The sequence below is a fragment of the Aeromonas sp. QDB54 genome, from assembly GCF_027707385.1.
GTDB lineage: Bacteria > Pseudomonadota > Gammaproteobacteria > Enterobacterales > Aeromonadaceae > Aeromonas > Aeromonas hydrophila.
In genome coordinates this window covers 283,554-302,732 of record NZ_JAPCIT010000001.1, presented here as the reverse complement: position 1 = coordinate 302,732, position 19,179 = coordinate 283,554, and the positions used below count along the sequence as shown (strand labels likewise).

The window sequence follows — 19,179 nt, the reverse complement described above, 5'->3', positions numbered from 1 at the left end:
TAAAGTTGCCCCTGCTGTTTGCCCATTCTTTGAGGTGGCTCGGCTCGGGTCGGACAAAAGTCCTGCCAGCCTCCCCCCATCGCCCCTAGAATAGGCCCGGTTCACGCCCCCAATTTTCAAAGGAAACGAAAATGAGCATATTCGAGTGGTTCAGCATCAATCACACCCTGGTGACCATACCGCTGGGCGGTGGCTACGCCATGTCGTGGATTGAAGCCGTCGGCACCCTGTTCGGGCTGGCCTGCATCTGGTGCGCCAGCCAGGAGAAGACCATCAACTACCTGTTCGGGCTCATCAACGTCAGCCTGTTCGCCATCATCTTCTTCCAGATCCAGCTCTACGGCCTGTTGCTGCTGCAGCTGTTCTTCTTCTGCGCCAACCTCTATGGCTGGTACGCCTGGACCCGCCCGGCCAACGCCCAGGGGGACACCCTGCAGATCCGCTGGCTCAGCAAGTCCAAACTCATCGCCACCGCCGCCGTGAGCGTGCTGGCCATCGCCCTGCTGACCCTCTACATCGACCCGGTGTTCGCCGCCCTGGCACGTACCTCGGTCGCCCTGCTCAACCTGTTTGGCGCCAATCTCGCCACTCCTGAGCCCTCCCCCGATGCCTTCCCCTTCTGGGATGCCAGCATGACGGTGCTCTCCGTGGTGGCCCAGATCCTGATGACCCGCAAGTACGTGGAGAACTGGATCCTCTGGGTGGTCATCAACATCATCAGCATCGGCGTCTATGCCGCCCAGGGGGTCTATGCCATGTCCCTTGAGTACCTGATCCTGCTGTTTATCGCCGCCAACGGCACGCGCCTGTGGATGGTCAGCGCCAAGCGCCCGCAACAGGAAGCGATCGCATGAGCCTGCTGCCCCATCTGCAATGCCGCCCGGACCAGATCGCCGAACGGGTGGTGCTGTGCGGCGACCCGGCTCGGGTCGACCGCATCGCCGGCCAGCTCGACGGGTGTGACGTGCTGGGCCAGCACCGGGAGTTTCGCCTGATCAACGGCCGCTACCGGGGGCTGCCCGTCACGATGTGCAGCACCGGCATCGGCGGCGCCTCCGCCGTCATCGCACTGGAGGAGCTGGTGCAGGCGGGCGCCCGCGCGCTCATCCGGGTCGGCTCCGCCGGCGCCCTGCAGCATGAAATCGCGCTGGGGGATCTCATCGTGGTGGAGGGGGCGGTGCGCAGCGAAGGCGCCTCGCAGGCCTACCTGCCCCCCGAGTACCCCGCCTGCGCCGACATCCGCCTGCAGGCCGCCCTGCTCGCCCATCTCGGCGCCAGCGGCCAGCCTCACTGGCACGGGCTGGTGCGCTCCCACGACAGCTTCTACCGGGATGACGAGCAGGACGTCTGCCGCTATTGGCACGCCCGTGGCGTGCTCGGGGCGGACATGGAGACCGCCTCCCTGCTCGCCGTGGGGCGCCTGCGCAAGGTGCGGGTGGCCGCCGTGCTCTGCAACGTGGTGGCTTTCGAGCAGGACGTGCAAGCGGGGGTGAGCGACTACGCGGCCAGCGAAGCCGCCATGATGATCGGCGAGCGGCTGGCCATCGCCGCCGCCCTCCACGCCCTGACGCAATAGACCGGGTCTGCCGGGGCCGCAGCGGCCCCGGCAAAACGTTAAGCCCGGCACATTCAGAGGCGCCAAAGCTGGCATCCCGCCTGCGCTCTTGCTAGCCTCATGGCCCTCGTCAAGCCGGGCCTTCACCATGCAGCAACAACCCTATCCGCTCGGTCGCTTTCACGCCGAGCTTGCCGCACTCGAACCGCGCTTTGCCGCGGCGCTGGCAGACTGCACCCTGTTCTCGCGCCGCTATCTGCCCGGCGAACCCATCATGCGCCAAGGGGAGTTGTGCGAGCAGCTCTATCTGGTGGCCCAGGGCCGGATTTCCCTCAACAGCGCGGTCCACTCAGGGCGGTTGTTTCAGCTCGGCGAGATTGAGTGCCATAGCCAGATCTTCGGCGAGATGGAGTTCTTCAGCGCCACCCCGGTGCAGTGGAGCGTGGTGGCCGAGACCGAGCTGGACGCCGCCGTCATCTGCGCCGACCAGCTGGCCAAACGGCTGCTGGCCGAGCCCGAGCTGACCCTCTTCTTCGCCGCGGCGCTCGCCAGCGATTATCTGGATACCCTGGACATCACCACCAGCCGATTGCTGCACCCCATCGCCTACAACATCGCCTTCGAGCTGTGGCGCGAGCGCCAGCGTACCCCCATGCTGGGCTCGCGCAAGCGGGCCCACGAGGCGGCGCGCTTCGGTACCACCGAGCGGGTCTATCGGCGCGCCCTCAAGGAGCTGATCGAGCAGGGCATAGTCGCCGACGGCAGCGACGGCCCGGTCATCGCCGATCTGGTCAGGCTGCGCGCCTACCTCGACCTTTGATTTCCATTCACCCCATTTCGATTCACCCTGTCAGGAGAGTGCCATGCCTACCTATCCCGAGTTCACCTTCTTCAGCCGCTTCGTCGCCGACATCCAGGCCGGCCGCAAGACCATCACCATCCGCGACGAGAGCGAGGCCAACTGGCAACCCGGCCAGCGGCTGGCCCTGTTCACCAACCCGGAGCACCAGCCCTTTGGCACCATAGAGGTGCTCTCGGTCAAGGCGGTCGCCTTCGATGAGCTCAATGACGAACACGCCCGCCAGGAGAACATGACCCTCCCCGAGCTCAAACAGGTGATCCGCGACATCTACCCCGCACTGCCGCCGCTCTATGTCATTGAATTCAAACTGCTTGCCTGAGCCGGATTTGGTCTTTGCCGAGCGATGTGTTAATAGTGTCCTCTTTTGAATCAGGGAGGTGACCCGAGTGTTTGAGATAGCGAGCCTGCGAGAGGGCATGATGCACGGGGTCGAGCTGTTCCAGCTGCTGCTGGAGATCATCTCCATCGCCTGCGTGGTGATAGGGCTGGGCAAGACCCTCTGGCTGGCGGCGCGGGTGCGGGATCACGAGCCCGGCTTTCCCCACATCCGGCTCTGTTTCGGCAGCTGGCTCATTCTGGCGCTGGAGTTCCAGCTGGCCGCCGACATCCTGGCCACCACGGTGGCACCGAGCAAGGAGGAGCTGATCCGCCTCGCCATCATCGCGGTGATCCGCACCTTCCTTAACTACTTCCTCGGCAAGGAGCTGGAAGCACAAGCGGAACGCCAGCAAGACAAGGCAGAGCGCCAGCAGGAGCAACGCAGCGAGCAGGCCAAGGCGGCTCAATAACCCGTTTCTTTGCACAGCATCATCGCTAAGTGTCGTGCCATCCCGACCACAACCATGGCTCGGGATGGCCCAGTTGTGACCCTCCCCTCACTTTTGGCAATCAGCCAACTATGGAACCCTTTTCAAGCCTTTCTCCGCCCTGTCGAGGGCCCGCACATCTGCGTAAGATAAACCATCGCTTCCCCCAACCGGCCCAGTTGATGAACCCGCGACCTCTCCACACACCCGACATCGACCTCGATAGTTGCGTCATCTACCAGATCTACCCCATGAGCTTTCAGGACAGCGATGGCGACGGCATGGGCGACATCAACGGCATTCGTCAGCGCCTCGGTTATCTGGCCACCCTGGGGGTTGATATGCTCTGGCTCACCCCCATTTATCGCTCCCCCAAGCGGGACAACGGTTACGACGTGGCGGACTACCGTGCCATCGACCCCGCCTTCGGTACCCAGGCCGAGATGGAGCAGCTAATCGCCGAGGCGGCCGCTCACGGCATCGGCATCATGATGGATATCGTCGCCAACCACACCTCCACCGAGCACGAGTGGTTTGTGCAGGCGCTGGCCGGCGATCCCCGCTATCAGGGCTACTACGTGTTTCGCGACCAAGCCTTTGTAGATGCCCACCCGGTTACCTCCATCTTTGGCGGCAGTGGCTGGCAGTACGTGCCGGCGCTTGATCGCTACTACCTGCACAACTTCGATGCGAGTCAGGCAGATCTGGACTGGGACAACCCGGCGGTACGGGCCGAAATGGCGCAGGTGATCAACTTCTGGCTGGGCAAGGGAATCAAGGGATTTCGCTTCGATGTGATCGACATGGTGAGCAAGGAGTGGGACCGACTTGCCATGAGCAATGGCCCGCGCCTGCACGACTATATCCGCGAGCTCAATGCCGAGAGCTTCGGCGGCCAGGGGATCATCACGGTGGGGGAGACCTGGGGAGCGGATCTCGCCCATATGCAGAACTATTCGAGCCCCGATGGCAGCGAGTTCAGCATGGTGTTCAACTTCGAGCATCTGGGGCTCGGCAGTGACAAGTGGACCTCCCGCTTCGACCCCCTTGCCTTCAAACGGGCCATGGCCCGCCACCAGCAGGGGCTGCACGGCCGAGGCTGGAACAGCCTGTTTCTCGGCAACCACGACCTGCCCCGCGCCGTCTCCCGCTTTGGCGATGACAGACCCGAATGGCGTGAAATCAGCGCCAAGCTGTGGGCCATGGTGCTGCAGGGCACCCCCTTCATCTATCAGGGGGAGGAGCTGGCCATGACCAACCGCCACTGGCAGCCGGGCGAGCTGCGCGATGTGGAGGCCATCAACTACCGCGCCAGCCAGTCAGGGCTGGATCCTGCCGAGCTGAATAGGCGGCTCGATGCCATCGGCCGAGACAACGCCCGCACCCCGATGCAGTGGGACGCCGGCCCCCACGCCGGTTTCAGCACCACCACGCCCTGGATTGCCCTCAACGCCAATCACGTCGAGATAAATGCCGCCGAGCAGCTGGCCCGCCCCGACTCGCCGTTTCACTGCTATCGCCAGCTCATCGCCCTGCGCAAGGCTCACCCTGTCGTTCGCCACGGCGACTTTGAGCTGCTTGATGGGGACGACCCAGATCGCATCAGCTATCGCCGCTGCTGGCGGGATCCGGCAAGCGCAGAGCGGCACACCCTGCTGCTGCTCGCCAACCTCACCGAGCGCCCCCTGGTCATGCCGCACCTTGATCAGGTGGAGGCAGGTGCCACCCTGCTGATGAGCAACTACCCGGGGCAGCCCACCGCCACCTTTGCCCCCTATCAGGCGGCCGCCTGGCTGCTGCCAGCAAGGGAGTAACTGGCAGCGCCAGCCTCCGTCACGAGGGGGCGGCCCCTGCCCCCGATGATTCCCCTCCCCTCGGCGGTCGATACGCCCCGGTGATTTACTCACTTAAAAACTTCGCGTTTTCAGGCTCACACCGCCTTGCCAGGCAATATCCAGTCACGGCTTGCTATCGACAATTGAAATAGTTCAACACCCTGTCTTTATTGGCAATAGTCGCCATCAAAAACGACGTTTTTATCATCAAGTGGCGATATTAAACGCTGTTTAGTCAGGGTTAAAAGTCAATTCAGATTTGCGCCCTTGTGGTTCTTCGTCGGCTCCTTATGGTTTCCATCCGAAGCGTGCGGCACGGCGCCGCACGCCGACGTTCAGGCTCGCGGGCACTCTCCCGCCATAACAACAGGAAATCATCATGCGCAAAACCGGCGTGGCACTCGCCCTCTCCACCCTCTTCTGGTTCCACTCGGCCATGGCGGCCCCTCTGATTTTCCCGGACGATCCGACCCTCACCGACGGCCAGCACTCCCCTGCCCTCGATCGCAGTTTCCAGCTGGCCCAGGACGATCTGGGCAACCGGATCCACCAGCTCCACCTGCCCCTCCAGACTGAACCGGAACTGGTGGCGGAGCTGGAGCAGATCGGCAAGGAGCAGGGGTTTTCGGTCAGCACCCACGCTGACATGTACACCTGGACCGAGGACAACATGTGGCTGTCTCGCGATGGCGCTCTCATCTTCCGCCCCCGGGCGCCGCTGGCCAACAAGGACAGCTACCACGCCTTCGTCACTGCCCTGACAGAGCAGAGCCCGGAGGCCGAGCAGGAGGGGCACTACAGCCTCGGCAGCCAAGCCTCCCAGGGGCTCAACGAGAGCATGCTCTCCCAGGCCAACACCTTCGCCGAGGCGCAGGGGCGCGAGCTCATCCCCACTTTCTCCATCATCGATGGCGGCAACATGCTGACCGGCCAGCGAGCCGACGGTACGCCCTATGCCCTGATCGGCCGCGACGCCCTGCTGCAGACCACCCTGCACCACAGCCGGCTGGACAGTGAGCGCATCGCCGCCTTGCAGGAAAAGATGGAGCGCGACGGCGAGTTTCGGCTGCACCTGAACGAAGAGGAGTGGCTGGGCAGCCCCTATACCTTCCAGAAGGGTCATGACACCGAGGTGGACCTCATACTGCTGGAGGCTGCCAACCTGCTGCCGCAGGGGCTGGATGAGCCGCAGCGCCACGCCTTTGCCAGGACCGCGCGTGCCAAGGCCGAGCTCGCCAAGTACGAAGTGGATGGGCCAACCCGGGAGGCGGTGGAGCAGCGGATGTTTCTGAGCCCGCAGCAAGGGGAGCGGATTGCCGAGCGCTATCGCACCATCCATGGCCAACCGCTGCCGGCCTCCTTCGATCTGCTGACCCGCCTCAAGCAGGAGTACGCCAGCCTGGTGGTGACCGCCGAGCTTCACTCCGAGTTCAATGATGAGCAGATAGCCCAGGCACTGCCGACGCAGGCAGCCGATGCCGCCACCCTGGCCCGGCTGGGTCACATGTTGCAAGCCGGTGGCTACCAGCGAACAGGGCTGGCTGGCGCCGAGCAAGATCACCAGACCCGCCGCTTCCTCGCCATGATGGCCATCAGCCAGCGCCTGATGGCGCAGGAGCTCAAGGTGGCCGAGCAGGATCTGGTGATCCTGGCCCAGCCCGGTTTTCACCTCGACATGGCCATGCGCCCACTGGCCGACGGTCGTATCCTGCTGAACGATCATGGAGCCAGCGCAGCGCTGATCGAACAGGTGCTGGCCGAAGGCGGCAGCCTGAGCGAGAGCGAGCGGCAGGAACTTGGCCAGAGCGTGACCGACCTGCGCCAGCAGAGCGAGCGCTGGCACAAGATCCATGCCCTCATCCGCCAGCAGTTGACCGATGCCGGCCTGACCCCCATCGCCACCCCGGGCGCGTTCAGCGTGGGCAAGCGGCCGGTGAACTGGATGAACGGCATCATGGGCACCCGCCAGCAGCCCTTCTACATCACCAATGCCGCCAGCATCGCCCCCCTCAATCAGGCATTCGCCGCCTGGCTGCAACGCGAGGTGGCCGGGCTCACCCCCTATTTCGTGGGTCAGGCTGCCAGCAACAAACGGGAGGAGTTCAACCAGGCGGAAGCCCTGCTGCGCGGCAGCGGCGGGCTTGATTGCATCACCCTGCACCACGAGTAGGACAACGCCCTCGCACGGGCCGGCATCACATCAGGCTGGTCCGTTCCCCGAGGCCAGATGCAAGGGAAATAGTGGTAGCAGAGAGACGCCAAGATGATTCAAAAGGGCTCCTTAAGGAGCCCTTTTTATGACTGATGTGAAAGGCCATCCCGCACCATGACCCTGCCATCCCGGCCGTGAAACACTCTCGCATCGCCCGACGGCGCAAATTAATTTGCCGCTTGATTATTTATTGACGGGGCCGGATCGACCCGTTTTGCGGCCGATCCAGTTAATCGAATTACCCTCAATAACCATCCCGCCCGACCCTCTGCCGACTTGCCCCCGTCACCGGCGATAGGCCGCCATCCCGCGCCACCGCGGCCTTTGGCATGATTATTTATCCCGTTTGTTCCGCGTTTATTTCCACTCTTACTATGGCGGCGACCTATCCATGGCCGGCTGATCACAGCCGTCATTCAAACTGGCATAGTAAGTGGGCAATTCATGATCACCACAGACGGAAACAACGCGGTCGCCTCGGTGGCCTACCGCACCAGCGAAGTCATCGCCATCTACCCCATCACCCCCAGCTCCAGCATGGCGGAACAGGCGTCAGCCTGGTCGAGCGAGCGGGGCCTGAACCTGTGGGGCGACGTGCCGCGCGTGGTGGAGATGCAGTCGGAGGGGGGCGCCATTGCCACCGTCCACGGCGCGCTGCAAACCGGGGCACTGGCGACTTCGTTTACCTCGTCCCAGGGCCTGCTGCTGATGATCCCCAACCTCTACAAGTTGGCGGGCCAGCTCATTCCCTTCGTGCTGCACGTGGCGGCGCGCACGGTGGCGACCCATGCCCTGTCGATTTTCGGCGATCACTCGGACGTGATGGCGGTGCGCCAGACCGGTTGCGCCCTGCTCTGCGCCAGCAATGTGCAAGAAGCCCAGGACTTTGCCCTGATCGCCCAGGTGGCCAGCCTCAACAGCCGGCTGCCCTTCATCCACTTCTTCGACGGCTTTCGCACCTCCCACGAAATCACCAAGATAGTGCCGCTCGATGACGACACCCTGCGCGCCCTGCTGCCCGCCGAGGCGATCCGTGCCCATCGGGAGCGGGCGCTGACCCCCGACAAACCGGTCATTCGCGGCACCGCCGCCAACCCGGACACCTATTTCCAGTGCCGGGAGGCCACCAACCCCTGGTATGACGATGGGTATCGCCATGTGAGCGAGGCGATGGACGCCTTCGGTGAGCGCACCGGCCGCCACTACCGGCCGTTCGAATACCTGGGTCACCCACAGGCCGAGCGGGTGCTGGTGCTGATGGGTTCCGCCATCGGCACCTGCGAGGAGGTGATCGCGCGGCTGATTGAACAGGGCGAGAAGGTGGGGCTGGTGAAGGTACGGCTCTACCGCCCCTTCTCGGCCGCGCACCTGCTGGCGGTCATTCCCGAGAGCGCCCGCAAGATTGCGGTGCTGGATCGCACCAAGGAGCCGGGCGCCCTGGCCGAGCCGCTCTATCTGGACGTGATGAGCGCCCTGGCCGAGGCGGTCAGCCGGGGGGATCGTGCCAGCCTGCCGCGGGTCATCGGCGGGCGCTACGGCCTCTCCTCCAAGGAGTTCAACCCGGCCTGCGTGCAGGCCATCTTCGATGAGCTGGCGCTGGATAACCCACGGCCGCGCTTCACCGTCGGCATCTTCGACGACGTCACCGGCCTCTCCCTGCCGCTGCCGACGTTGGATCCCGGCATTGGCAACCAGCACAAGCTGGAGGCACTGTTCTACGGCCTTGGCAGTGACGGCACCGTGTCGGCGGCCAAGAACAGCATCAAGATCCTCGGCAACCACACCGACCTCTACCCCCAGGGCTACTTCGTCTATGACTCCAAGAAGGCGGGTGGGCTCACCGTCTCCCACCTGCGGGTCGGCGAGCGGCCGCTGCAATCGGCCTACCTGGTGGACGAGGCGGACTTCATCGGCTGCCACCAGTGGCAGTTCATCGACATGTACCAGATGGCGGAGCGGCTGAGGCCCGACGGCATCTTCCTGCTTAACAGTCCCTACGACGCCGATCAGATCTGGCAGCGACTGCCCCAGGAGGTGCAACTGGCCCTGCTCCAGAAGCGTGCGCGCCTCTATACCATCAACGCCGCCAAAATTGCCCGCGAGTGCCAGCTCGGCAATCGCATCAATACCGTGATGCAGATGGCCTTCTTCCAGCTCACCGCCATCATACCGCCGGCAGAGGCGACCGAGCTGCTGCGCCAGACCATCGCATCGAGCTATGGCAGCAAGGGGCAGACACTGGTGGAGCGCAACTGGCAGGCCCTGGCCGCCACCTGTGAGGCGTTGACTCAGGTGCCGCTGCAGGCGCTTGACCCCGCCAGCCACCAGCGCCCGCCCGTGGTATCGACCAAGGCGCCGGACTTCGTGCAGACCGTCACCGCCACCATGCTGGCGGGGCTGGGTGACAGCCTGCCGGTCTCCGCCTTCCCGCCGGACGGCACCTGGCCCGTGGGCACCACCCGCTGGGAGAAGCGCAACATCGCCAAGGAGGTGCCCATCTGGCAGGCAGACCTCTGCACCCAGTGCAACTACTGCGTGGCGGCCTGCCCCCATTCCGCCATCCGTGCCAAGGTGGTGGACAAAGCGTCGCTGGCCGGTGCCCCCGCCACCCTGGATGCACTGGATGTGAAGGCCCGCGACATGCGCGGCCTGCAATACGTGCTGCAGGTAGCACCTGAGGATTGCACCGGCTGCAACCTCTGCGTCGAGGTATGCCCGGCCAAGGATCGCACCGAGCCGAGCCGCAAGGCGATCAACATGGAGTCCAGGCTGGATCACCTCAAGGCCCAGAAGGCCAACTACGACTTCTTCCTGGACTTGCCCGAGCGCACCGCCGAGCAGCTGGAGCGCATCGACATCCGCACCTCCCAGCTCATCTCGCCGCTGTTTGAATACTCGGGTGCCTGCTCCGGCTGCGGCGAGACCCCCTACATCAAGCTGCTGACCCAGCTCTACGGCGACCGGCTGCTGATTGCCAACGCCACCGGTTGCTCCTCCATCTATGGCGGCAACCTGCCCAGCACCCCCTACACCACCAATGCGGACGGGCGCGGGCCGGCCTGGGCCAACTCCTTGTTCGAGGACAACGCCGAGTTTGGCTTGGGCTTTCGGCTCACCATGGATCAGCATCGCGAGCGGGTACGCCGCCTGCTGGCGAGCCTGGGGGACGCCGTCCCGGCCGGGCTGCAACAGGGGCTGCAAGACACCAGCCTGCCGGTCTCCGAGCAGCGCGCCCATATCGAGCAGCTGCGCGCTCTGCTGCAGGGGCGCACCGACGCCGCGGCTCAGGAGCTGGCCCGTGATGCGGACTACCTGGTGGAGAAATCAGTCTGGCTCATCGGCGGCGACGGCTGGGCCTACGACATCGGCTACGGCGGGCTGGATCACGTGCTGAGCCTGGGGGAGAACATCAACGTGCTGGTGCTCGATACCCAGTGCTACTCCAACACCGGCGGCCAGCAGTCCAAGGCCACCCCGCTCGGCGCCATCACCAAATTTGGCGAGCAGGGCAAGCGCAAGGGGCGCAAGGATCTTGGCGCCAACGTGATGATGTACGGTCATGTCTACGTGGCGCAGATCTCCCTCGGCGCCCAGATGAACCAGACGGTGAAGGCCATTCAGGAGGCCGAAGCCTACCCGGGTCCGTCGCTCATCATCGCCTACAGCCCCTGCGAGGAGCACGGCTACGATCTGGCCCAGAGCCACGAGCAGATGAAGCAGCTGACCGCCACCGGCTTCTGGCCGCTCTATCGCTACGACCCGCGCCGCAGCGAGGAGGGCAAGGCGCCGCTGGCACTGGACTCCCGGGCCCCCAGCGCATCGCTGGCCGAGACCCTGCAGCAGGAGCCCCGCTTCAAGCGGCTGGAACGCCAGTTGCCGGAAATCGCCAGCCAGCTCTACCGGGAAGCGGAGCTGGACGCCAACCGCCGCTTCGCCTGGCTGAGCCAGCTGGCCGGCAAGGAGGCGCCAGCCCAGGAGTAGCAACGCAGACCCACCAACAAACAGGGCTCCCCATGGGGAGCCCTGTTGCTATGTCGCGGTGACGCCATCAGGCGTGGATGCTGGCCAGCTCGTGACGTTTCAACGCCAGCAGGGTGATGAGTAGCGCGGCGGTGGCGATCAGCGCCATGCCGATATAGGTGGCGCTGAAACCGGGCGCCAGCTCGGCCGGGCTCAGGCTGGCCAGGTTGTGGCTGCTGCCCGCCGGCAGAGCGGAGTGAAACAGCACGGAGCAGATGGCCACCCCGACCGCCCCCCCCAGCTCGCGACCGAAGTTGAACAGCGACATGCCGATGCCGCGATCTTCCCGTGGCAGAGCGTTTTGCACCACCACCGACAGCGCCGGCAGCACCAGGCCCAGCCCCAATCCGGCAAACCCCAGCCCCAGTCTGGCCCAGACGTCGAAGTGGATCTGCCACAGCGCCAGCGCCGACAGGGCGAACCCCACCACCACGAAGCGCCGGTAGTAACCGGTGCGGCCGATCAGCTTGCCGCCGACGAAGGCCCCCGCCGTGATGCAGACCATGAAGATCACCATGTAGAGCCCGCTCTCGCTGGCCCCCATCCCCTTCTGCCACTGCATTTGCAGCGGCAGATAGACCAGCACCGCGAACATCAGCAACTGCGAGGCCAGCGCCAGCAGCACGCTGACCAGATAACCGGGCAGCCGGGCCAGATGGGCCGGCAGTATGGGGTCGTGGGCCCGCCGCTCCACCAGGATCAGCAGCAGCAGGGCCAGCGCCAGTCCCGCCGCCAGCCAGATGGCGGGCAGGGCCGTCTCCGGCGAGAGCAGCAGCAGGCTCAGGGTGGTGACGGTGATCAGCAGCGCCGCCCCCTTCCAGTCGAAGCGACTGTGGCGACGCACATTGAGGTGACTCAGGTTGCGGTTCACCAGCCAGAGCGCGAGCGCCCCGAGCGGCAGGTTGATCCAGAAGATCCAGCGCCAGCTGAGCTGCTCGGTGAAGTAGCCGCCGAGCAGGGGCCCGGCGATGCTGGAGACCGCATAGACCGCCGAGATGTAGCCCTGATACTTGCCCACCTCCCGCGGCGGTATGCTGTCGGCGATGACGGTGAAGGCGAGCGCGATCAGGCCGCCGCCCCCCAATCCTTGCAGCACGCGGGCCGCCAGTAGGGTCGGCAGATCCTGGGCCAGGCCGCAGGCCACGGAGCCGGCCAGAAACAGGCCGATGCCGATGTTGAGCATGCGCACCCGGCCGAACATGTCGCTCAGCTTGCCGTAGATGGGCAGGGCGGCGGTGGCCGCCAGCAGGTAGGCGGTGACCACCCAGGTGAGGGCGGCGCCGGCGTTCAGCTCGGCCCCTATGATGGGCAAGGGGGTGGTGACTATGCTCTTTTCCAGTGAACCCAGGGCGATCACCAGGGCCACGCTCGAGAAGATGGTTTTTGGGGACATATGACGGGCTCGCTCATTTGAAAATGCCGGGATCTGCAACGCAGAACTTATTATTGTCTCATAAATCATCAGCCGATGGCCAAAACCGCCCCTGAGCGGCAAGCATGACCCCGGTCGCGGCATTGCCTCCTGCATTCTGGTAGGCTGGCTGTTCACCCCCAAGAGGAAGCAGCCCCATGTCCGAGCAGTTCCGGTTTGAGCAATACGATGCCCTGATTTTCGATATGGACGGCACCCTGGTCGACTCCATGCCCCTGCATCTGGATGCCTGGGAGGAGACCAGCGCCGAGTTCGGCCTGCCCTTCGATCGTGCCCAGCTCAATGAATTCGGCGGCATTCCCACCCGCAAGATAGTCGCCATCCTGGCCGAGCAGCATGGGCTGGATATCGATGTGGACGCCTTCACCCGGCGCAAGGTGGCGCTCTATCTTGAGCATATCGACAAGGTCAGCGTGTTTCCCGCCATGTGGGAGCTGGTCAAGCGCTGCCACGGCAAGGTTCCGATGGGCATAGGAACGGGCTCATCGCGCGAGCACGCCCTGCACATCCTGAAAAACACCGGTCTGGATGCCTATATTCCCGTACTGGTCAGTGCCGATGACATCGACAACCACAAGCCCCACCCCGACACCTTCCTGAAAGTGGCCGAGTTGCTCGGCGCCAATCCCGCCAACTGCCTGGTGTTCGAAGATACCCAGATCGGCCTGCAGGCCGGCCGCGCCGCCGGGATGGAGACGGTGCTGGCACTGGAGGGGGAGCTCTACCAGCGCTAGGCCACAATGCCCCTGCCACCAATGAAAACGCCTCCACAAAGGAGGCGCTTTGCATGCAGCAGTGCCGGGATAACCCGGCCCCGCCTTACATGGCGTTGGTGGATTCGAAGATCTTGTCGGCCGAGGCTTCGACGAAGCCCGGGTAGAGTACGCCGTCGGCCTGCGGGTAGCGCAGGGCGAATTCGTAGAAGCAGCTCGGGATGGTGCGCACGCCGTCGGTGAAGGCCACGTCCGCCTTGTCGGCCATGGTAGACGACTGCTCCAGCATCACCTGCGGGTCACCTTTCACCTCGCCACCCACGCCATTGAGCACGAAGCCCGCGGCCTTGAGGGCGGCGTTGACCTGCTGGATGGTGTCAAAGTCCTTCAGGCGGTTGATGTTGACGGTGAAGTGGTTGGCACGATAACCCCAGGCTGCCATCCAGGCCGCATACTCGCTCTCCGCCAGCAGGGTCTGGTAATCGGCCCAGGAGACCTGCCAGGGGGCGCCGGCATAGAGGAAGGCCTGGGTGTCGGTCAGATGATCGGGCACCTGAGCCGCCAGCTTGTGGATGATGGCCTGGGCCGCATCGGAGAGCTCTTCCACCTTCAGCTCGCTGATGAACACCTTGGGCGCGTCCGGGTCTTTATGCTCGAAGTGCTTGGCATAGAGCTTCTTGGCCTTGAACACGTACTCGCCCTTCTGCTCGTAGCCGAGCGCCAGGAAGTGGGCGGCCAGCTTCTCCAGCCCCAGCTTGGGCAGGTTGTAGGTGCGAAACGCCACGTGGTCGTTGACGATGGGCTCGCCACCACCCAGCAGTTGATGAACCTTGTGGGCACTAGGGGTGACTTGAATGTAGTTATCCCACAAATGACCGAACAGGGTGTCGATATCCTTTTGCATCTCTCTTTCCTTTGATTGCGGGTACAGACAAGGGCACCTGTTCAGTGCCCCTTTTATTGTCGTGGTCAGGCGCTGGCTTCAACGCAGAGAGCGCCTGCCTTTGCCTTGCTTAGAACGTCAGACCGGGAGACAGCTGATCCGGCATGGCGGCCTTGCTGTCTTCGACGGAAGCCACCGGGTACGCACAGTAGTCGGCAGCGTAGTAGGCGCTCGCCCTGTGGTTGCCGGAGGCGCCGATGCCGCCGAACGGCGCGGCACTGGAGGCGCCGGTGATGGGCTTGTTCCAGTTGACGATGCCGGCGCGAATACGCTTGAAGAAGTGGTTCCAGTCCGCCTCGCTGTCGCCGAGCAGGCCGGCCGAGAGGCCGAAGCTGGTGGCGTTGCCCTGGTCGATGGCGGCATCAAAATCGTCGTAGCGAATGAGCTGCAGCAGCGGGCCGAAGTACTCTTCATCCGGCAGCGCGCTGACTGCGGTCACGTCAATGATGCCCGGGGAGACGAAACCGGTGCCCGCTTCCAGATGCTTGAGGGTGAGCAGACTCTCGCCACCGAGGCGCTGCAGGTTGGCTTGCGCCTCGACCATGCCGAGCGCTGCCTTCTCGCTTATCATGGCGCCCATGAACGGCTGCTCGGCGGCGTCATAGAGGCCGACCTTGATCTGACCAACCACCGCTACCAGGCGCTTGACCAAGGCATCGCCCTGGGCGCTGCGCTCGACAAACAGGCGGCGCGAGCAGGTGCAGCGCTGGCCAGAGGTAATGAAAGCGGACTGCACGATGGCATGGACGGCCCCGTCGATGTCGCTCACGTCTTTCACGATCAGCGGGTTGTTGCCACCCATCTCGAGGGCCAGGATCTTGCCCGGCTGGCCGGCAAACTGCTGGTGCAGGAAGTGGCCGGTACGGGACGAACCGGTGAAGAACAGGCCGTCGATGTCCGGATTGCCCGCCAGCGCCTTGCCGGTGTCGACCTCGCCCTGCACCAGGTTGAGCACGCCCTTGGGCAGCCCCGCCTCCTGCCAGATCTTCAACATGGCCTCGGCTACCATGGGGGTCAGCTCGGAGGGCTTGAACACCACGGTATTGCCGGCGATCAGCGCCGGTACGATATGGCCGTTGGGCAGGTGGCCCGGGAAGTTGTAGGGGCCGAACACGGCGACCACGCCGTGGGGCTTGTGGCGTACGAACGCCTTGGCGCCCGGCATGGGGTTCTCCACGGTGCCGGTACGCTCGTCATGGGCGCGGATGGAGATGGCGATCTTGCCCTGCATGGCGGCCACTTCGGTGCGGGTCTCCCACAGCGGCTTGCCGGTTTCGCGGGCGATGGTCAGCGCCAGCGCCTCCTTGTGCTCGCCGAGCAGGTCGGCATAGCGACGCACGATGGCCAGACGATCTTCGAGGGCCAGATCGGACCAATGATAGAAGGCATGGCGGGCAGCCTTGACGGCAGCCTCCACCTGGGCGGCGCTGGCGGCCTCCCCTTGCCAGATCACCTGATTCTTGGCCGGGTCCTTTGACTCGAACGGCTTGCCTGCACCGGCCAGCCACTGACCGTCAATAAACTGAACTAACTGGCTCATCCTTCACTCCCTGTGGTTCGCAGGCAGCCTTGGCTGCCTGTTTCATATGCGGTTTTACTGCTGATATGGCTCAATCGAGATCGACGGCGCGCACCATGTCGCCATCCTGCACCTTGAGTGCGGTCGCCATCTTGGGCGGGATGATGGCTTCGTGCTTGTCCAGATCGACCCGGATATTGCCATAGCAGGCGCGGTAGTGCTCGTAGCGGGTATTGCAGACCAGATGGGTCTTGCCGCCGATGGGCTCACCCACCAGCACCCGCAGCTTCTGGCTGCGGCGCACGCTGCGAATGTTCTTCACGTCGCACTCGACGGTGGGGCCGGCATCGAAGATGTCGACATAGCCGCGATTCACGAATCCTTCGTCCTGCAGCATCTTGATGGCCGGGCGAGTCTTCTCGTGGGTCTGACCGATGACGGCACGCGCCTCGTTGCTCAGCAGATTGACGTAGATGGGGTACTTGGGCATCAGTTCGGCGATGAAGCGCTTCTTGCCGATGCCGGTGAGATAGTCGACGGTGGGAAAATCCATCGAGAAGAAATGCTTTTGCAGCCACTCGTAGAAGGGGCTGTGACCATCGGTATCGGAGACGCCACGCATCTCGGCGAAGACGGTCTCGTCAAACAGCTCGGGGTGTTCGGCCATGAACAGAAAGCGGTGCTTGGAGAGCAGACGGCCGTTGAGCCCCTCGCGGGCGCATTCGCGCAGAAACAGGGTGCAGAGCTCGGAATTGCCGGTGTAGTCGTTGGAGAGGGTGAGGGTTTCCACGACGTTGTAGATGCCGAGCTTGGGGGAAGAGTGCACCACCTTGCCGATGTGATAGTTGTAGAACGGCTGGGACAGGCCCACGGCCGCATCGATGGCGCAGGTACCGACCATTTCGCCGGTCTCCAGATCCTCGGCGACGAAGAAATAGAGGCAGTCACCCTTGCCCGCAGGCTTGTCCGAAAAGGTCTGGGTGGAAGCGTCTATCTTGCGCTGCAGCAGTTCATCGTTGACAGGCAACGAGGTCATGCCGGTGCCGGATTCGATGGCACAGGTCTTGAGACCGGCAAAATCTTTTTGCTCGATGGGACGGATAACCAACATAAATGACAACTCCCTTTCATTGACGACAGGTGGGGTCCCGGCTCCTGCCGGGAGGGCTCCCCACCTCAATTTGGATCAGGCGTTAACCACCTGGGCAACCGCTTTTTCGAACCGTACCAGCCCTTCCTTGATGTCCGCTTCCGGAATAACCAGGGACGGCGCAAAACGCACCACGTTGGTGCCGGCGACCAGCGCCATCAGACCCTGGTCGATGGAGGCCAGCAGGAAGTCGCGCGAGCGTCCCTTGTAGTCGTCGTTCAGCACGGCGCCCAGCAGCAGACCCTTGCCGCGCACTTCGCTGAAGCAGTGGTACTTGGCATTGATGGCCTCGATCCCTTCGCGGAACAGCTGTTCGCGCTGCTTGATGCCATTGAGCACTTCCGGGGTGTTGACCACGTCGATCACTGCCTCGGCCACCGCGCAGGCCAGCGGGTTGCCGCCGTAGGTGGAGCCGTGAGTGCCCACTTTCAGGTGGGAGGCGATCTCGGTGGTGGTCAGCATGGCACCGATGGGGAAGCCGCCGCCCAGCGCCTTGGCGCTGGTGAGGATGTCCGGCGTGACGCCCAGACCCATGTAGGCAAACAGATCGCCGGTACGACCGACGCCGGATTGCACTTCGTCATAGATCAGCAGGGCGTTGTGCTTGTCACACAGCTCGCGCACCCCTTTGGCAAACTCGTCGGTGGGACGAATGATGCCGCCCTCGCCCTGCAGCGGCTCCATCACCACGGCGCAGGTATTGTCGGAGATGACGGCTGCCAGCTCCGCCAGATCGTTGTAGGCCACGTGGGTGATGTCTGCGGGCTTGGGACCGAAACCATCGGAGTAGGCAGCCTGGCCGCCCACGCTGACGGTAAAGAAGGTACGACCGTGGAAGCCCTGGTGGAAGGCGATGATCTGGGTCTTGTGGGCACCGAACTTCTCGATGGCGTAGCGACGGGCCAGCTTGAGGGCGGCTTCGTTGGCTTCGGCACCGGAGTTGCAGAAATAGACCTTGTCGGCGAAGGTGGCGGCGACCAGCTTCTTGGCCAGGCGCAGGGCCGGCTCGTTGGTCATCACGTTGGAGAGGTGCCACAGCTTCTCGCCCTGGGTTTTCAGGGCCTCGACCAGCTTGGGATGGCAATGGCCCAGGCCATTGACGGCGATCCCGCCGGCGAAATCCACATACTCACGGCCTTCCTGATCCCAGACACGTGACCCTTCACCACGCACCGGGATGATCTTGGCGGGCGCATAGTTGGGAACCATCACTTCATCAAACACTTCACGTGTCACTGCCAACAACTCTGACATATTGCTCTCCTTCGATCTGGCGACAGAATAATCCACCGCCCAAAAGTTAAATCCATGTAAACACACCGGCATTGTCACAGAAAAAAAGCTAAAAGTCTGCAACAAAGCGCGTTACAGGGAACAATGTTCGACTGCCCGTGAGATTTTAGGCAACCGCATTGCATAACGGCTCAGGGGGTGTTGGCAAGAGATAATTTGGACAGGGAGGGAGGTGAATAAAGTGTCAGGGAAAATATTTTTGGCCTCCTTTCAATTCTGGGAGGCCGATCACAACTATTCAAGGATTAGCCAAAAAATTGGCCAGCAACTGATGACCCTGCTCGCTCAGAATGCTCTCCGGATGGAACTGAACACCCTCTATATTCAACTGCTTATGGCGCAGTCCCATGATCTCGTCCGGGCTGCCATCGGCATGCTCGCTCCAGGCGGTGATCTCGAGGCAATCGGGCAAGGTATCGCGCTCCACGATGAGCGAATGGTAACGAGTGACCCGCAGCGGGTCGTTGAGCCCCTTGAATACCCCCTCGCCGCGATGGCGAATGAGCGAGGTCTTGCCGTGCATCACCTGACGGGCGCGCACCACCCTGGCACCGAAGGCCTGCGCCAGCGACTGGTGGCCGAGGCAGACGCCGAGAATGGGGAGCTGGCCGGCAAAACGGGAGATGGCCGCCAGCGAAATACCCGCCTCATTGGGGGTGCAGGGACCGGGAGAGATCACCAGATAACGGGGAGAGAGCCGGGCAATGGCGTCCAGCGTCAGCTCGTCATTGCGCTTCACCACTACCTCCTGTCCCAAGGCGCCAAAATATTGCACCAGATTCCAGGTAAAGGAGTCGTAGTTATCGATCAACAACAGCATGGGTCAACCAGAGCAGAGA

At 63.5% G+C, this 19,179-nt stretch carries 15 protein-coding genes; 9 read left to right on the top strand and 6 right to left on the bottom strand.

Annotation, left to right across the window (positions count from 1 at the left end; all coding sequences use genetic code 11):
* Nucleotides 1-131 precede the first annotated feature (131 nt).
* The 8 genes from pnuC (at nt 132) to nifJ (ending at nt 11,251) form a co-directional block, all read left to right on the top strand.
* On the top strand, nt 132-854 hold the full coding sequence (gene pnuC / locus PG881_RS01405; RefSeq protein ID WP_011706944.1) for a nicotinamide riboside transporter PnuC: 723 nt from the start codon (nt 132-134) through the stop codon (nt 852-854).
* On the top strand, nt 851-1,576 hold the full coding sequence (locus tag PG881_RS01400) for a nucleoside phosphorylase (RefSeq protein WP_270797828.1): 726 nt from the start codon (nt 851-853) through the stop codon (nt 1,574-1,576). Before pnuC ends, PG881_RS01400 begins: the two co-directional genes overlap by 4 nt.
* A gap of 127 nt (nt 1,577-1,703) precedes the next feature.
* Entirely contained in the window at nt 1,704-2,375 is a 672-nt protein-coding gene (locus PG881_RS01395; protein ID WP_270797827.1) for a Crp/Fnr family transcriptional regulator, read from the top strand.
* Nucleotides 2,376-2,418: 43 nt separating this feature from the next.
* Nucleotides 2,419-2,736 carry a N(4)-acetylcytidine aminohydrolase gene (gene yqfB, locus PG881_RS01390; protein WP_257685162.1) on the top strand — a complete coding sequence of 106 codons (318 nt, stop codon included), beginning with the start codon at nt 2,419-2,421 and terminating at the stop codon, nt 2,734-2,736.
* Nucleotides 2,737-2,803: 67 nt separating this feature from the next.
* The gene (locus PG881_RS01385) at nt 2,804-3,205 is read left to right on the top strand and encodes a DUF1622 domain-containing protein (RefSeq protein WP_016351614.1); all 402 of its coding nucleotides are present in this window, start codon (nt 2,804-2,806) and stop codon (nt 3,203-3,205) included.
* Between the two features lie 200 nt (nt 3,206-3,405).
* Nucleotides 3,406-5,037 (top strand): alpha-glucosidase, encoded by a 1,632-nt coding sequence (locus PG881_RS01380; protein WP_270797826.1) that lies wholly within the window; start codon nt 3,406-3,408, stop codon nt 5,035-5,037.
* 400 nt (nt 5,038-5,437) lie between these two features.
* Nucleotides 5,438-7,228 (top strand): hypothetical protein, encoded by a 1,791-nt coding sequence (locus tag PG881_RS01375; RefSeq protein WP_270797825.1) that lies wholly within the window; start codon nt 5,438-5,440, stop codon nt 7,226-7,228.
* A 486-nt stretch (nt 7,229-7,714) separates the two neighbouring features.
* Nucleotides 7,715-11,251: a pyruvate:ferredoxin (flavodoxin) oxidoreductase gene (gene nifJ, locus PG881_RS01370; RefSeq protein WP_270797824.1), complete on the top strand. Its 3,537-nt coding sequence runs from the start codon at nt 7,715-7,717 to the stop codon at nt 11,249-11,251.
* A 67-nt stretch (nt 11,252-11,318) separates the two neighbouring features.
* Here nifJ and PG881_RS01365 read toward each other — a convergent pair whose 3' ends face one another.
* A complete protein-coding gene (locus PG881_RS01365) occupies nt 11,319-12,683 on the bottom strand; it encodes an MDR family MFS transporter (RefSeq protein ID WP_223950090.1) in 1,365 nt (454 codons plus the stop codon).
* Nucleotides 12,684-12,859: 176 nt separating this feature from the next.
* On the opposite strand from PG881_RS01365, the gene PG881_RS01360 reads away from it, so the two are divergent.
* Complete coding sequence (locus PG881_RS01360; RefSeq protein WP_011706953.1) at nt 12,860-13,456, top strand: HAD family hydrolase; 597 nt, start codon at nt 12,860-12,862, stop codon at nt 13,454-13,456.
* Between the two features lie 85 nt (nt 13,457-13,541).
* On the opposite strand, the gene PG881_RS01355 is transcribed toward PG881_RS01360, so the two are convergent.
* From PG881_RS01355 to PG881_RS01335, 5 genes are all read right to left on the bottom strand, one after another.
* Entirely contained in the window at nt 13,542-14,339 is a 798-nt protein-coding gene (locus PG881_RS01355) for a DUF1338 domain-containing protein (RefSeq protein WP_011706954.1), read from the bottom strand.
* Nucleotides 14,340-14,448: 109 nt separating this feature from the next.
* Complete coding sequence (astD, locus tag PG881_RS01350; RefSeq protein WP_270797823.1) at nt 14,449-15,918, bottom strand: succinylglutamate-semialdehyde dehydrogenase; 1,470 nt, start codon at nt 15,916-15,918, stop codon at nt 14,449-14,451.
* 70 nt (nt 15,919-15,988) lie between these two features.
* Nucleotides 15,989-17,008 (bottom strand): arginine N-succinyltransferase, encoded by a 1,020-nt coding sequence (gene astA, locus PG881_RS01345; protein WP_270797822.1) that lies wholly within the window; start codon nt 17,006-17,008, stop codon nt 15,989-15,991.
* Between the two features lie 75 nt (nt 17,009-17,083).
* Entirely contained in the window at nt 17,084-18,301 is a 1,218-nt protein-coding gene (locus PG881_RS01340) for an aspartate aminotransferase family protein (protein WP_041218447.1), read from the bottom strand.
* A gap of 277 nt (nt 18,302-18,578) precedes the next feature.
* Nucleotides 18,579-19,160 (bottom strand): aminodeoxychorismate synthase component II, encoded by a 582-nt coding sequence (locus PG881_RS01335; RefSeq protein WP_029304205.1) that lies wholly within the window; start codon nt 19,158-19,160, stop codon nt 18,579-18,581.
* Nucleotides 19,161-19,179 lie beyond the last annotated feature (19 nt).

Excerpts from the sequence above, each read along its gene's own strand:
- pnuC (WP_011706944.1), top strand. The coding sequence starts at position 132 with ATGAGCATATTCGAGTGGTTCAGCATCAATCACACCCTGGTGACCATA.
- PG881_RS01400 (WP_270797828.1), top strand. The coding sequence starts at position 851 with ATGAGCCTGCTGCCCCATCTGCAATGCCGCCCGGACCAGATCGCCGAA.
- PG881_RS01395 (WP_270797827.1), top strand. The coding sequence starts at position 1,704 with ATGCAGCAACAACCCTATCCGCTCGGTCGCTTTCACGCCGAGCTTGCC.
- yqfB (WP_257685162.1), top strand. The coding sequence starts at position 2,419 with ATGCCTACCTATCCCGAGTTCACCTTCTTCAGCCGCTTCGTCGCCGAC.
- PG881_RS01380 (WP_270797826.1), top strand. The coding sequence starts at position 3,406 with ATGAACCCGCGACCTCTCCACACACCCGACATCGACCTCGATAGTTGC.
- PG881_RS01375 (WP_270797825.1), top strand. The coding sequence starts at position 5,438 with ATGCGCAAAACCGGCGTGGCACTCGCCCTCTCCACCCTCTTCTGGTTC.
- nifJ (WP_270797824.1), top strand. The coding sequence starts at position 7,715 with ATGATCACCACAGACGGAAACAACGCGGTCGCCTCGGTGGCCTACCGC.
- PG881_RS01365 (WP_223950090.1), bottom strand. The coding sequence starts at position 12,683 with ATGTCCCCAAAAACCATCTTCTCGAGCGTGGCCCTGGTGATCGCCCTG.
- PG881_RS01360 (WP_011706953.1), top strand. The coding sequence starts at position 12,860 with ATGTCCGAGCAGTTCCGGTTTGAGCAATACGATGCCCTGATTTTCGAT.
- PG881_RS01355 (WP_011706954.1), bottom strand. The coding sequence starts at position 14,339 with ATGCAAAAGGATATCGACACCCTGTTCGGTCATTTGTGGGATAACTAC.
- astD (WP_270797823.1), bottom strand. The coding sequence starts at position 15,918 with ATGAGCCAGTTAGTTCAGTTTATTGACGGTCAGTGGCTGGCCGGTGCA.
- astA (WP_270797822.1), bottom strand. The coding sequence starts at position 17,008 with ATGTTGGTTATCCGTCCCATCGAGCAAAAAGATTTTGCCGGTCTCAAG.
- PG881_RS01340 (WP_041218447.1), bottom strand. The coding sequence starts at position 18,301 with ATGTCAGAGTTGTTGGCAGTGACACGTGAAGTGTTTGATGAAGTGATG.
- PG881_RS01335 (WP_029304205.1), bottom strand. The coding sequence starts at position 19,160 with ATGCTGTTGTTGATCGATAACTACGACTCCTTTACCTGGAATCTGGTG.